The organism is Flavobacterium defluvii (assembly GCF_900129555.1).
GTDB lineage: Bacteria > Bacteroidota > Bacteroidia > Flavobacteriales > Flavobacteriaceae > Flavobacterium > Flavobacterium defluvii.
Genome location: NZ_FQWC01000009.1, coordinates 24,861 through 40,381, shown reverse-complemented (window position 1 = coordinate 40,381; position 15,521 = coordinate 24,861). Strand labels below are relative to the sequence as shown.

Sequence of the window (15,521 nt, the reverse complement as noted above, 5' to 3'; positions counted from 1 at the left end):
AATTCTCGGTGCTATCCTATTAAATTTAATTCCAGCTTTTTGATAAGGGGGTTATTTTTAAAACGAATTACACCCAACGGATTTTTAATTATTTCTTTATTAGCTTTTTAGTCCAGCTTTTTTGATCTGATTTGAAATTCAGAATGTAAATTCCTTTTCTCAGTCTGCTCAAATCAATTACACTTTCATTAGCTTCTTTTTCCAAATTATTCTGAAGAATCAACGATCCTGAATTGTCATAAATCGTAATGATTTTGTTGTCTAAATTTTCTGGAATGGAAACTTGAATGTAGTCGCTTGCCGGATTTGGATAGATTGCAAAAACAGCAGTTTCCGGTTTACTTTCTTCCACTATAACATTGGCTTTTTTAGCCGCAGATGCAGATCCGTAAGCTTCAATTTCATACAATGAATATCCGTAAGGAGCCAAAGCTTTTGCTGTACACAAGATTCTAAGGTATCTTCCTGTTCCGCTAACGGTTAAATCATCAGTTCCTCCGTCGCTTGCTGTTTGCGTGTTGATAGTTTCATTTTCTGTGAAAACATTATCTGTAGAAAGCTGTACTTTGTATTGCGTTGCATAAGCCGCTTCCCATTTCAATACTACACGATTAAGGTTATAGTTACTTCCTAAATCAACATAAATCCATTCTGTAGCATTTGCAAAAGAACTCGCCCATCTTGAAACTGTTCCGTCTCCATCAGTTGCTTTATTAGCAGAAAGCGTTGCATTTTCTTCTGTAGAAGCTGTTGCTGTTTTCGATAAAGCTAAATTCACATTAGGATTTGGTGTAATATTTCTAACAATAACATCGCTGAAAACTCCCGTTCCTAAAGTTCCGTTTGCGTGAGATGTAACTGCCATTCCAACATAAATGGTATTGGCCATTGTAATTGTTTTTGGAGTTCCAAGCTGTGTCCACGTTGTTCCATTATCAGATGTATAAGAAGTAAATACATTTCCTGAACGTACCACACGAACCCATTTTGGTGCAGTTCCCGCAGCAACATCTGCAACCGTTACCCCGGAAGTAGTATTTCTTGATAAAAATTCAACTCCTGCAGCTGGCGTAACATCTGTCATAGCGTGTTTCGAAGTTGGCGTAAGCGTTTCTCTAAACATAACTCCCGCTTTTGCGTACGTATTAGTATTTGTAAGCGAATTTACTTTGGCAATAATTTCAGCATCGCCAGTAATCGATTGATTTACAAATTGAAACTGATCACTTGTTTCCCAAATATCAGTTCCTGAACCTTTAATAGTAAAAGTTCCGCTAGAATGTGCAGCTTCTCCTGCTGGCGTTACCGCTCCTAAATCTGTACTCACCCAAGGGGAAGGTAATCCTGCCGGAGTTTCTGTAGAAACTAAATTTAAAGCTCTTAAATTATCAAAATAATATGTGTTTGCAGAATTTGTTCCCGGCTCGTATAAGAAAACAAAACGGTTTACTTCGTTATCTGCAGTAGATGCATCTGGCGTGCTTACGTATGTAAATGTTACCGTATGCCAAGTATTCGTTTGTTTTACAACTCCCTGATAAATACTGTGTCTTCCAACAGGATAATTTGACGGAACTGAAGCACTGCTTTCTGCCTGCCATGAAATGATCGATCCAACCGGAGCTGATGTATAAACATCCATAGCGAATTTTTTAGTTCCCGCTTTAAAATCTCCAATGTTGGTTAAAGTTGTATTGAAAGAGAAATTATCATACAATTCTGTTGACTTACGAACGTATCTTCCAACGTTTGAAGAAGTATTAATTCCTGTCGCACTTGGATTTGCTACGTTTGCTGTATACGTTCCGATAGCGTCTCTAAATGTAATATTATGTGTATTTTGGTAATCTTCGTAAACTACTCCAGGTGTGTAAGTATCCGGAAGTTTAGTGGCACCAATTCTGATGTTATCAATATAATACGTATCGCTCGTGTAAGAACCAGAATTAAACAAAAGAACCATTTGGTTAATTGCCAGGTTTGAAGTTCCTGCATCTGGACTTGAATTGTAGTAGAATGTCAGCGTTTCCCATTGATTTTGTTTCGTTGTAATCGCTACATAATTACTATTTCTTCCCGTTGGATAATTTGCAGGAAGCGAAGTTGCGCTATTTTCAAAATTCATACTTACAACCGTTCCAACCGGAGCCGTTGTATATACATCAATCATGATTTTATTGGTTTGGTTTTTAAATAAACCAGCATCTTCGATTGAAGTTTGTGTATTAAAGAAAAGTACGTCGTATTGTTCGGTTACATTTCTAACGTATCTCGCCACATTAGCAGACGAGTTAACTGAATTTGAACCCGGATTTGCTACAACAGTATAAGTTCCTGTTGTAGTTCCTTTTATAATTTTATTGATGCCGTCATAGTTCTGCAATACATCTGTGGCAACAATTGGTTTTTCCGGAGTAGCTCTTGTCAACAAATTATCAAAATAATATGTTGCTCCAGAGTTTGAATTTGATTCAAAAAGGAAAACTACATTATTAATCGTCAAAGCACTTGTGTTTGGATCGATAATTTTTTCAAATTCAAATTCTATCGTTTCCCATTTATTTTGAACTGTTGTAATCGCTTTGTAACCGCTATGTCTTCCTGACGGATAATTAGTTGCCGTTGTAACATTGCTATTTTCTAACTGCATAGAAATTTTTGTTCCAACCGGTGCCGAAGTATATAAATCAAAAGAGATTCTTTTTCTTCCTGACACATAATCATTTGCATTACTGATTACGATATTTTTAATATTGAAAACATCGTATAATTCAGAAGAATTACGAACATATCTTCCAACCAAAGCCGAAGTATTAATTCCTGTTGCAGAAGGATTTGCAATTGCTTCTGTCAAAACTCCTGTTTTGTTTCCGTAAACAACGTTTCTGTTGGTTTGAAAATCTTCCTGAATTTTCTCTACCGGAATTGCAGCCTCAGTTGCAACAGCCAATTTATAAGTATTTGCCGTACAGCCAGAAGTTGTTGCCGTTACCGAAACATCTCCGCCTGTAGTTCCCCAATTTACTGTTACAGCATTTGTTCCCTGTCCCGCCGTAATTGTCGCTCCCGAAGGAACTGTCCAGTTATAAGTCGCTCCTGCAATTGCGCTTATAGAATAGGTTTTACCTGTTTCGTTTTGATATACTTTTGTATCACCGGCAACAGCATATTTATAACTTCCGTCATAAACACGAACGTAATCTACCTGTAATTTAGCCGGAAAATCTCCCGGAACTGGTGCTACTCCTGCTCCATTTACACTTGTATATGGCGTTCCTGCGCTACCAACAGCCAGATTTAAAATGATATAAAACTGACTATCGTTAAAAGGCCATCCGCCATTTACGGTAGTATTTGGAGTTGCGGTGTGAAATAAAACATCATCAACATACCATTTAATGAAATTTGGTCCCCATTCTACCGCGTAAACATGAAAATCAGAAGATAAATCGGTTGGAGAGCTATAACTTCTGCCTGTAAAATGATATCCGTTTCCGTCATAATGGATCGTTCCGTCTACAGATTGTGGATTTCTGTGTTTGGCTTCCATAATATCGATTTCACCTGTATAAGGCCAGTTTCCGTTAACGGGAAGCATCCAGAAAGCCGGCCATGCACCCTGCCCGTTTGATAATTTCATACGGGCTTCTACTCTACCATATTTAAGTGAATACTTTCCTTCTGTAGTTAATTTTGAAGAAGCATAAGGCTGATCCGGAAATGAGCCGCTCGGCTGATATTTTGCCTCAATGTTTAAGTAACTGTTTGTTCCTTCTTTTACAATTGTCGCCTGATTTGGATCGTAACGCTGAGCCTCAGCATTTCCGAATCCGCAAAGTGAAGGACAGCCATTTCCTGAAATACTCTGCCATTTGGTTAGGTCGACTGTAGTACCATTAAATTCATCAGACCAAACCAATGTTTTGCATTGCGCCTGAACTTTAAAAAATGGAAGCAGCACAAATATTGCTACAGCCAAAAATTGTTTAAAATAATAGAAATTGTCTTTCGGTGGTCGGCCGAAAAAAGAGTCATTTTGATTCATTTTTTTTAGTTTTTTGTTAGTAAAGTTTATTACCACAATAAAACCTGTTCTGCAGTAAACAGGTTATTATTTTAATAATAATCCGACAATATTAACAAATAAATCAGGCTAGACTTACATTTTTGGGTACGGTTTGACTACGGTGGTCGCAAAAAAATGCATAAAAAAGACGTAAAACTACTTAGGATTTTACTGACGAGAAGAAATTTGTAAAAGCAATGATTTAAAAATGTGTGAAAAATTTAAATACATAGAAACATAGATTTTTTTTGCTTCTTATTTTAATATTATAAAAAAAGCTAGCTTTCACACATAGCTATGTTTGTTTAAAAAAATGAAACGCCTTTTTTAGACAAAGTAAAACTATGTTTCTATGTGTTTAAATAATCTAGAAATTCAGAATGAATTCTGTGATATTTGCGTCAGAAGGAAGCTGTAATTTTTTTCGAATTCTGTATCGAGTATCTTCAACTCCCCGAACAGAAATTCCTAAAAGCGGCGCAATTTCTTTTGTATTAAAGTTCATTCGCAGATAAGCACACAAACGCATATCTCTTGGAGTCAATACCGGATAGCTTTGTTTGAGTCTCTGCATGAAATTATCATGAAGCTGATTAAAGATTTCTTCAAACTCATTCCATTGTTTGTCGCCCTGCAATTCATGATCGATCAGTTTGTTTATTTTCGTTAATAAACTAAAGTTCACATTAGGATCATTTTTCTTATCAATCTGACTAATCAATTCTTTTATAGAAAGCAGGATTTCATTTAAATGAATAAGGTTTACGGTACTCGAAGCCACTTTAGCATTTTTGAGATTGATGGTTGTTTCAAGATTTTCCCGAACAATTGCCATATTTTCCTGTTCCAAAGTCAGCCTTTGCTCATTTAGTTCAGCACGGCTGCGAAGCAATTCTTTTTCCTGATTTAAAATCAATTGCTGGCGATCACGTTCCGCGACAGATTTCTGATATTTTATAATCAAATAAATCACCACACTATATAGAATAAAATACAAAACATAAGCCCAAATAGTTCTGTACCAAGGCGGAAGAATTTCAAAACGAAAAACAGCTTCTTCACTTACCACATCATAAATATTTTTTGCCCTTACATGAAAAACATATTCATTTTCAGGAAGGTTCGTATATTCTTTTTCTGTTTGAAGGCTGTACTCCGACCATTTGGGTTCAAAACCTTCTAACCAATATTCATATTTTGTAGCATCGGCTTCATCATAAAAAAGAGAAGAAAAAGAAAAATGCAGTGCGTTATTTGAATACGATAAAACTCTGGAGATTTCTTCTCCGGCTTCTTTGGTTTTATTCGGAAGTACATCGTAACGGCTTGAAAATATCAAACTGTCTTTCGGAAAAATACATTTCACTTCTGAAATTAACGCTTTATATTTCGTTTGATATTTCTTGTTTTTAATGGCATTATAATGAATTAAGCCATCCTGTGTACCAAAAAATACATCGCCGCTGGTTGTGGTTTGAATATTTTCAAAACCCGGAACATATAAATAACGAAGTTTTCTAAAAGGCAGTTCTTCAACCGTAAAACTTCCGTTTGAAATTTTAGTCATTTTTCCGGTATTTTCTCCAGAAACGTACCAAATATTATTCTGATTATCAGGTTTTAATAATCGAATATGACTTTCCAACCCCAGGTATTTTTTAAAAATGGGTTCAGGAATCATTTTCTTCGAATGCGAATCTTGTTTGTAAACACCTTTTGTTGTTCCAAAAAGAATCTGATTGTCAACTTTGAAAGTGTTCAAAAATAAGCTCGAAGGAAAACCATTTTTATCATTATAAAACTGAACATCTGCAACAGCATCAAAAGTTTTATTAAGCTTAATTTTAAATATTCCTTTATAACCATGAGCAATCCAGAAATCGCCGTTTTTATCAGTTTCAATAACGCGGCTGCTTTCTTCAAAACCTTTTATTCTATGCTGATAAACCCAGGAATTGTTTATTTTTTTGAGAAGATACATTCCGTTATAACCGCCAACAAGCAATAAATCAGGATGATTAGGAACTAGAATTCCTTTCCACGCACCATCAACTTTTGCTAATAATTTTGCCGAATTACCCGAAACTTCAAAGATTCCGTTTTTTTCAAATGCCAAAAGCGAATTTCCAAAAACACCAATATTCCATACATTTTCAGACATTCCCGAAACGTGCTGAAAATTAGCATTTTCGTGTTTTCCGTTTTTATAAGAAAGCCAATCCATCCAGAATAAACCATTATCTGTAGCGATATATAATTTATTTTGATAAATCTGGCTGCAGTATATTTTAGTTTCAGAACTTGAAGTGTCCAGAATTCTCGATAAAGGCGAAGAAATCTGAATTTGCGAAATGCCTTCTTTGAGCGTAACCCATAAACTGCCTTCTTTATCAACCTTAAGATTCGTTACATAATCATTCTGAAGTCCCATTTGTTTATTGATATGCTGAATCAAATGTCCCGCACTATCTATGACTATCAAACCCGATTGTCTGGTTCCAATCCCGATGTATCCATCAGAAAGCTGAATGGCAACCGAGATCTGATTTTGTTTTAAAACATTATCCGCCTCCGTCAAAAATGGTTTCAAAAGATTTTCTTTAAAACTAAAAAGTCCATTTTTTTGTGTGAGCAGCAAAAGTCCGTTTTGAGTTTCAAAGATTTTCCTAATCTTCATTCCTGCAAGCTTCTCACCATGTATTACAGGCGTTAATGCATCATTTTTTAATTTTAATAAGCCTTTAGCATTATCCGAAACATAAATCTCCTTATCAACTTCTAAGAAATCATCAAAACTAGATTTAGGTTTTAAAACCTTGATTTTATTGTTTTTGTAAATAAATATTGCTTCGTAAGAGAAAAAAATTATTTCGTCCTTTCGAATTACAGTATGTACAACATCTCCAAAATTTCTGGCAGAAACAGGAATTAGATTTACCAAAGATTTATACTGATACTGTCCGTTTGGCAATTGTATCACAAAACCAAAATCACCCTGAGCGCCCACATACATTTTATCTTTTTTGTCAATTGCCAGAGAGCGAACCATACTGCGGTTTTCGGGCTGCGTAACTATGCTCCAGCGAACGCCGTCGAACTGCATGATTCCGAAATGATTGGCAAAAAACATCATGCCTTTAGAATCCTGAAGAACGTCCCAGTTTTCTGAGGCAGCTTTATATGATTTTGGATTATAGTTTGTTATAAAAGGAACACCAATTTTTTTTATCTGCGCAGTTAAAATTGGAGAAATGAGTAATATCGATAAAATTAAAATTCTTATAAATTTCGTCATTTTTGTTTCTTTCTGTAGGTTATTTTGTGATTTTTGAGAATCACAATTTTAAAAAATGACTTTTTTGGGACAAGCCATTTTCTAGGCAAAAAACATCCATTTTTTAAATATACAATAACAATTATTCAGTATTATTAAACCAAAAAAGAGAATGTCGAAATTCAAATATATAAAAATTTATTTTAATGCAACAAATCACATTTTAATCAAACAAATTGGCAATTGTAAGATAAAATTTTAAAAACCTTAAAGCTGAAAAAAAAACTAAATTGCAAGCATTTTACTCAATTCCTCGTAATTATGAAAAAGAACTGCTCCTTCTTTTTCTAAATCTTCGTTATTAAAACCATTAGCAAAACCGTATACTTTAAATCCGCCCTGAATTCCGGCTTTTACACCCGCTTTACTATCTTCAAGAACAATGCAGTCTTTTACCTCAAAACCCATTTCTTTGGCAGCATGCAGAAAAATGCCCGGATCAGGTTTCCAGCTGTTAATTTGGTAGGAACTGAATATTTTATTTTCGAATTTATTCAGTAAACCAGCAACTTCAAGATTTAAACGAATTTTTTCAACCGGTCCGCTCGAAGCGACGCAATACGGAATTTTTAATTTTTCGATAAAAGCAACAACGCCTTCCATCGGTTTTACTTCCGTTCTAAACGCATTAAAACTTCTCTGGCGGTATTCGGCTTCAAAAGTTTCGGGAAGTTTTTGATCGATTGTTTCTTCAATATGTCTGAAACAATCTTTTAGATTTCGACCATTAAAATGGTGGTAAGCATCTTCAATTGCCATTTCAAAACCATGTTCTGATGCCATTTCAAGCAAAATTCCGTTACCAATTTTCTCTGTATCAACTAAAACGCCATCACAATCAAAAATAATACACTTAACTTCCATACTTTTTATTTACATTTTTACAATTATCTGATAAAAACTATCAGACGACAAGAATGTAAATTACGAAAATTATCTTGTAAATCAGTAATGCTTTTTAAAGTGAAGCAGAAATTTTAGAAATCATCTGAACAATAAAATCAGCTTGTGCGGAATTTATTTTTTTTAAGGCTTCGGCTGTTTGAAACCATTCGGCTCTGTCAATTTCTGGAAATTTTTGAAATTTTCCTGATTTTGGCGGCCATTCAATTTCAAAATCATTGCTTTTTACCAAAGTTTCATCAACATCAAACTCGACAGCCCAGGCATGAACAATTTTACCTGATTTTAGTTTTACATATTCGAGTTTTATAAAATCACCGTCGACCTCAAAACCGGTTTCTTCCTTAAACTCGCGTATCGCAGCATCGAGCGGATCTTCATCTTCTGTAAATTCTCCTTTTGGAATCGACCAGCTTTCTAAATCTTTATTTTTCCAAAACGGCCCGCCAGGATGAACTAAAAAGAAAAAAATAGTTTTGTCTACGAATTTATATGCTAATATTCCGGCACTCTGCTTCATGTAATTTGTTTTACATAAATATCGTGATTCTTTTTGAATTACAGCTATTTAATTATGATTTACCATTTGGCGATACAGCATTAAAGTTCCGTTTTCGTCCCTTTTCCAGATATTCGTGCTTTTTCCGGTAACAGTTGCTTTTCCTTTTTTATTATCCCATGAAACATCAACATAATAATAGCCGTATTCGATAACAAAATTATTTATCGGAATCATTCTGCTTGCTTTAATCGAAATAGAATCGATCGAAACGCCATTTGGCTTTTCGTGTTCTACAAAATAAGGTTTGATGTTTTCTATTCCAACAAACATTGGAGAATCGTAAGTTAGATAAATGGCATCTTTAATAAAGAATTCATCAGCATGTTTTTCGCCTTCCCTATTTGTTACAAGTTCTGCAATGCGCTGATTTCGTTTATTGACTTCGTTTTCTAAAGATTTATTTACTTTAGGTTTAGGTATTACGCTTTCTTTTGTTTTAATAAATGAAAAATTAGCACCGTCAATTGCTTTATTGGCTCCCCATATTTCTGAAATTAAAATCAGTTTTCCGTCTTTTGCAATCTTCCAAACATTCAAATATTTTCCATCATACATTAATGGGCTTTTTTCGTTAACTGCATTAATATTGAAAGTTCCAATTTCAATCGCATAATTATCCAACAGCTGAACTTCATAAATATCTCGTTTATAAGCATTTATTTTAAACGAAGAAAGCCATTGCTGATAATAGGATTTAATGTTTTCTTTTGTGTATAAAGCTTTATGATATTCAGGCATGCAGACTGGTTCTTTTTCGTCATAATATTTTATAATAACGCTGCTGTCATTATGCAGAAAAGAATCTGCAATTTGATTGTTTATATCTTTTAGTCTTTCTTTTAACTGATCTGCATTTTTAATGATTTGTCCTTGTAGATTCACAAAAATTGAAAACAATAGTATTGTTAAATATTTCTTTTTCATGCTTTTACAATATTAAAATGGATTATTAAAAGTAGGAAAAGATTTTAACTAATTTCAAAAAAACATTTATATAAAATTCATTATCAGCTATTTGTACATTATTACCCTTTTTATGTATTTATAAATACTTTTAGATTTGTAATTTTATAAGAAACAAAAAGCAAAAATTAAAAACTATCTCATTTTGAAAAAACATCTTTTATTAACCGCAATTCTGGCTGGAAGTTTCAACATTCAGGCTCAAAATAAAACTATAACAATTAGCAATAATTTAAAGGTTGACCGAGAATTCGAAACAGTAGAGTTAACCAAAAAATCTCTTGGATTATCAGCAGATTCTAAACTTGAAAATTATGCTGTAAAAGACATCAGCAATAATTCATTTTTAGAAACTCAAACCCTAGACAACGACGGCGACGGAACTATGGATGTTCTTCTGTTTCAACCGAAAATAAAAGCTTCGTCTAAACAGGATTTTGAAGTTTTTGTTGGAACAAATCCTTCTGCTTCGAAAGTTGTTAGCTGCTACTCAAGATTTGTTCCTGAACGAACAGACGATTATGCGTGGGAAAATAATAAAGTGGCTTTTAGAACTTACGGGCCTGTGGCACAAAAAATGGTCGAAGATAATGTTCCGGGTGGAACTTTAACCAGCGGAATCGATGCGTGGCTGAAAAGAGTCGATTATCCGATTATTAATAAATGGTACGAAAAAGCAACAAACGGAACCGGAACGTATCACAAAGATACTGGCGAAGGTTTAGATAATTTTCACGTTGGTGACAGCCGCGGAATTGGCGGAATTGCTGTTAAAGTGGATGGCAAATATTATTTTTCTAAAAACTTCGTAAGCTGGAAAACCATTACAACCGGACCAATCAGAACGAGTTTTATTTTAACCTATGCCGATTGGGATGCTAAAGGAAATAAAATAACTGAGTCAAAACTTATCAGTTTAGATTACGGAAGTCAGTTTTCACGTTTTGAAATTAATATTACAGGAACCAAAACCATTTCTGCCGGAATAACGCTTCATGAGAAAAAAGGAACTATTGGAACTAATATTAAAGAAGGCTGGCTAAGTTATTGGGAACCAATCGATGATTCTGAAATTGGTTTAGGTTTAATTGCGCCAAAAGGTACATTAACCGGTTTTGATAATCATGTTACAAATGAAAAAGATTTGAGTAACCTTTACGGAAATATCTCAGTTAAAAACAACAAAGCAATTTATTATGTTGGTTTTGGATGGAAAAAAGGAAGTCCGTTTCAAACCAAACAAGAATGGGAAACTTATTTGACTTCTTTTGCAGAAAAAATCAATAATCCTTTGATTGTGAAGGTTAAGAAATAAGATTGGCCCACGGGTTTTACAGATTAAACGGATTGACGCAGATTATTTTTAAAATAAACCAGTGCAAAACCGTTTAATCTGTAAAACCCGTGGGCAATTAAAATCACTTCCTCGCAGGAAAATAGTTCTCCTTTAAGATAATTTCTAAGGGAATATAATGTGTGCGTTCGGCATCTTCCTGAAGAACCAATTTTTTATACAAATAATTAATTCCCATATAGCCCTGACTTTCTGGCCTTTGGTTAATTAAAAAATCAATTACACCTTTATTTAGGTATTCGATATTTTCATTTAATAAATCATAACCAATAATTCTGATGCCTTTTATATTGTTTTGTTCCAAAAATCGGGCGACAATATAAGCTCTCGAATTCGGCACAAAAATGCTGTTGATTCCGGAAAACATTTCAAGATTCATCTGATCAATTCCTGAATCCTTGATAGTAACTTCTGAAAATCTGAAATTCGTAAGTTCGTTGTGATCTTTAAAATAAGAATAAAAACCATCAATTCTTTGTAAATAAACTGATGTACTTTCTATTTCGCGGGTAATTTTAAAAATTAAAACATGTCTTTCGTTTTTAACCGCAAAACTGATTAATCTTCCGGCCAGATAACCGCTCTGAAAAGCATCCTGCCCCACATAAGCGTGATCATCTTCGTTAGAAATATTCGAATCGATCATGACAACCGGAATATTTTTCTTTTTATATTCATTTAAAAACTGAACCGAATCTTCGTAAAAAATCGGAGCAAATAATAATCCGTCACAATCGAACTCTAATACTTTTTTGACAGATTCTTTGAAAGAAGCCGTATCAAAATCATAAAAGAAATATTCCAGAGCAATTCCAAATTTACTAAACTCCAAACCAGCTTTTTCAATTCCTTCAACCTGACTGCGCCAATATTCCAATTTTTCATATTTAGGAAGAAAAACTGCAAAACGAAACTTCTTATTCAAAGCCAGATTACTTGCCAGAATATTTCGTTTATAACCAAATTCTTCAATTATAGCATTGACTTTGTCTACAGTTTCCTGTGCAGCCTGACCACGATTGTGAATAATCCTGTCAACAGTTCCGGGCGAAACATTGGCTAGTTCCGCTATTTTTTTTATTGTTATGATATTGATTCCTTTTTAGTTAAAATAATAAAAGCTCCTTTATGAAAATTATTTTTTTAGCAAAAATAAGTTGTTTTACATTACAATTTACATACATTTGTAAAATACCGTGTGCGTACACGTAAAAATACACATAATATATAAACGACAAGTTTTTATAGTATTTATTTCAAAACAAAAAACAAAATCTTACCAAATGATAATAGATTCATTACAGAATGCTGACAAATATTACAGCCTGCATCCCAATTTTCAAAAAGCTTTTGAATACGTAAACCAAACCGATATTGCCAGTCTTGAAGCTGGTACTATAGAAATTAATGAAGGCTTAAAACTAATAGTCATTCACGGTGACGGAAATACAAGAGAAGAAAGTATTAAAGGTTTTGAATGTCATGACAAAAACATAGACATTCAGATTTCTATACAAGGCCCTGAAACTTTTGCATGGAAACCGAGAGAAAAATGTGTTAGCCCAAACGGCGATTATAGCGACGAAAGAGATGTTCGTTTTTTTCACGATAAACCGGATATGTTTTTTGAATTGCAGGAAAAGCAATTTGCTATCTTATTTCCAGAAGATGTTCACGCAACGATGATTGGCGAAGGTTTTTTGAAAAAACTGGTATTTAAAGTTAGTATCTCCTAACGGAGAAAAATTCCAAATTCCAAATAAAACATTAAAATTAAACACATAGAAACATAGATTTTCTTTAGCTCAAAAGTTGTCTAAGAAAACAAGTTTTCACACATAGCTTTACGCAAGAACTATGTTTATTAATGCAAGTGAAACGCTTTTAACGCCTCTAAAAACTATGTTTCTATGTGTTTAGAAAAAACTTAAAACATTAAAATCAATTACATACACATACTTTACTTTTCAAAAATTAGAATTTGGAATTTAAAGTATTGAATATTAAAAAATAAATATGGATTCAGTATTTAATCTAAAAGGAAAAATTGCACTTATAACAGGCGGCGCCGGAGTACTAGGAAGTAGATTTGCAAATGTTTTGGCTCAGCAAGGCGCAATCGTAGGAATCGTTTCTCAATCACTTGAAAAAGCAGAGAAAACCGTTAAAAACATCGAAAGTAATGGCGGACAAGGTTTTGCTGTTCAGGCGAATGTTTTAAATAAAGAAGAATTAGAAAAAGCTAAAGATTTTATCGTAGAAAAATACGATCGTCTAGATATTTTAATAAATGCTGCAGGTGGAAATATGCCGGGTGCAACGATTCAGCCAGATCAGGCCGTTTATGACATGAAAAGCGATGATTTACAAAAAGTTGTCGATTTAAATATCATCGGAACAATGCTTCCAACTCAGGTTTTTGCGGAGCTTTTTGCCAAACAAAAATCAGGAAATATTATCAACATTTCATCAGCATCGGCACAAAGACCGTTAACGAGAGTTGTGGGTTATTCTGCTTCAAAAGCGGCAATTGACAATTTTACACAATGGATGGCGGTTGAATTGGCGCAAAAATATGGCGAAGGAATTCGTGTAAATGCGATTTCACCAGGATTTTTTATCGGAGAACAAAACCGTTCTTTATTATTAACTCCGGAAGGAAAATTAACGCTAAGAGGCGAAAAAATCATCGATCACACACCAATGGGAAGATTTGGAACTCCGGAAGATATCGACGGCGCACTTTTATTTTTATGCAGTGATATGTCAAAATTTGTAACGGGAACAATTTTAAAAGTTGACGGAGGTTTTGCCGCAACGAGCATTTAAGATTTCTCACCTCCTGCAAGGTTTCCAAAACCTTGTAGTTTTAAATTAAACGTTTATATAAATTAAAATACCTACAAGGTTTTGAAAACCTTGCAGGAGAACAAACCAAAAACACATAACAAATGGAACAAACATTAAGATGGTTCGGACCGAATGATCCTGTTTCTTTACAAGATATTAAACAAACCGGAGCAACTGGAATTGTAACTGCTCTACACCATATTCCGAACGGAGAAGTTTGGAGCATTGATGAAATCATCAAACGAAAAGTGGAAATCGAACACGAAAACGGCGATCCCAAAAAAGGGGCTTCGGGTTTGACTTGGTCGGTTGTAGAAAGTATTCCGGTTCATGAGGATATTAAAAAACAAACAGGAAAATATCTTCAATACATTGAAAATTATAAAGAAAGCATTCGCAATCTGGCATTGTGCGGCATCAAATGTGTGTGTTATAATTTCATGCCTGTTTTAGACTGGTCAAGAACTGATTTATCATTTACGGTTGAAGACGGTTCAAAAGCTTTACGTTTTGACATCAACGCTTTTGCGGCTTTTGAATTGTTTATTTTGAAAAGACCAGGCGCAGAAAACGAATATTCTGAAGAACAAAAACAAAAAGCAAAAAGCTATTTTGAAGCAATGACTTCAGAAGATAAAATCAAATTACAGCAAAATATTCTGGCTGGACTTCCGGGTGCTGAAGAAGCGTATACAGTCGAAGATTTCTTAGTAACATTAAGCGCATATAATCATATTGACAGACAGGCTTTAAAGAATAATCTTTTTCATTTTTTAAAAGAAATTATTCCGGTTGCCGAAAGTAAAGGTGTTTTGATGGCGATTCACCCAGACGATCCTCCCTACCCGATTTTAGGTTTACCGAGAGTTGTAAGTACCGAAGAAGATTTAATAGAATTAATGAACGCTGCGCCTTCTAAATCAAATGGGTTTACCATGTGTACGGGTTCATACGGTGTTCGTGCTGATAATGATTTACCGGGAATCGTAAGACGTCACGGCGATAAAATGAATTTTATTCACTTAAGAAGTACGCAGCGCGACGAAGAAGGAAGTTTCTATGAAGCCAACCATCTTGAAGGTGATGTTGATATGTACGAAGTTGTAAAAGCGATTTTAGAAGTCGAAAAAAGAAACAACAGCAAATTGCCAATGCGTCCGGATCACGGGCATCAAATGCTGGATGATTTAAAGAAGAAAACAAATCCGGGTTATTCTGCAATTGGACGTTTAAGAGGTCTGGCAGAATTACGAGGACTTGAATTAGGGATTAAGCGATCTATATAAAAGTTTGCTGTGAAGGCGATAAGTTTTTTTCTCTCGCAGATCTCGCTGATTAAGCAGATAGGTTTATAAGTTTCGTTTGTCATTCCGAGGAACGAGGAATCTTCACAAGTAACTCCGCGAGGTTAATAGATAATCTTTGTAGAGCAACTTGCGAAGATCCTTCCTTCGTCAGGATGACAAAAAAATGAGAAAAAAAATCCGCA

The 15,521-nt window shown here is 34.4% G+C and carries 10 protein-coding genes; 4 read left to right on the top strand and 6 right to left on the bottom strand.

The window, feature by feature from the left end; translation table 11 throughout:
- Positions 1–88 precede the first annotated feature (88 nt).
- The 5 genes from BUC29_RS17565 to BUC29_RS17545 all read right to left on the bottom strand — a co-directional run bounded on the left by BUC29_RS17565 (position 89) and on the right by BUC29_RS17545 (position 9,789).
- The gene (locus BUC29_RS17565) at positions 89–4,045 is read right to left on the bottom strand and encodes a family 16 glycosylhydrolase (protein WP_073417487.1); all 3,957 of its coding nucleotides are present in this window, start codon (positions 4,043–4,045) and stop codon (positions 89–91) included.
- Between the two features lie 388 nt (positions 4,046–4,433).
- A complete protein-coding gene (locus BUC29_RS17560; RefSeq protein ID WP_073417486.1) occupies positions 4,434–7,361 on the bottom strand; it encodes a triple tyrosine motif-containing protein in 2,928 nt (975 codons plus the stop codon).
- A 264-nt stretch (positions 7,362–7,625) separates the two neighbouring features.
- On the bottom strand, positions 7,626–8,264 hold the full coding sequence (locus BUC29_RS17555) for an HAD family hydrolase (protein ID WP_073417485.1): 639 nt from the start codon (positions 8,262–8,264) through the stop codon (positions 7,626–7,628).
- Between the two features lie 94 nt (positions 8,265–8,358).
- On the bottom strand, positions 8,359–8,823 hold the full coding sequence (locus BUC29_RS17550) for an NUDIX hydrolase (RefSeq protein ID WP_073417484.1): 465 nt from the start codon (positions 8,821–8,823) through the stop codon (positions 8,359–8,361).
- 48 nt (positions 8,824–8,871) lie between these two features.
- Positions 8,872–9,789: a YybH family protein gene (locus BUC29_RS17545; RefSeq protein ID WP_073417483.1), complete on the bottom strand. Its 918-nt coding sequence runs from the start codon at positions 9,787–9,789 to the stop codon at positions 8,872–8,874.
- A gap of 184 nt (positions 9,790–9,973) precedes the next feature.
- On the opposite strand from BUC29_RS17545, the gene BUC29_RS17540 reads away from it, so the two are divergent.
- A complete protein-coding gene (locus BUC29_RS17540; RefSeq protein WP_073417482.1) occupies positions 9,974–11,143 on the top strand; it encodes a DUF4861 family protein in 1,170 nt (389 codons plus the stop codon).
- Positions 11,144–11,246: 103 nt separating this feature from the next.
- Here BUC29_RS17540 and BUC29_RS17535 read toward each other — a convergent pair whose 3' ends face one another.
- Positions 11,247–12,254 carry a LacI family DNA-binding transcriptional regulator gene (locus BUC29_RS17535; protein ID WP_084538667.1) on the bottom strand — a complete coding sequence of 336 codons (1,008 nt, stop codon included), beginning with the start codon at positions 12,252–12,254 and terminating at the stop codon, positions 11,247–11,249.
- A 211-nt stretch (positions 12,255–12,465) separates the two neighbouring features.
- Between BUC29_RS17535 and BUC29_RS17530 the strand changes: the two genes are divergently transcribed.
- From BUC29_RS17530 to uxuA, 3 genes are all read left to right on the top strand, one after another.
- Complete coding sequence (locus BUC29_RS17530) at positions 12,466–12,918, top strand: NanQ anomerase/TabA/YiaL family protein (RefSeq protein WP_073417480.1); 453 nt, start codon at positions 12,466–12,468, stop codon at positions 12,916–12,918.
- Positions 12,919–13,198: 280 nt separating this feature from the next.
- Entirely contained in the window at positions 13,199–14,011 is an 813-nt protein-coding gene (locus tag BUC29_RS17525; protein WP_073417479.1) for an SDR family oxidoreductase, read from the top strand.
- Positions 14,012–14,133: 122 nt separating this feature from the next.
- A complete protein-coding gene (uxuA, locus tag BUC29_RS17520; RefSeq protein WP_073417478.1) occupies positions 14,134–15,318 on the top strand; it encodes a mannonate dehydratase in 1,185 nt (394 codons plus the stop codon).
- Positions 15,319–15,521 lie beyond the last annotated feature (203 nt).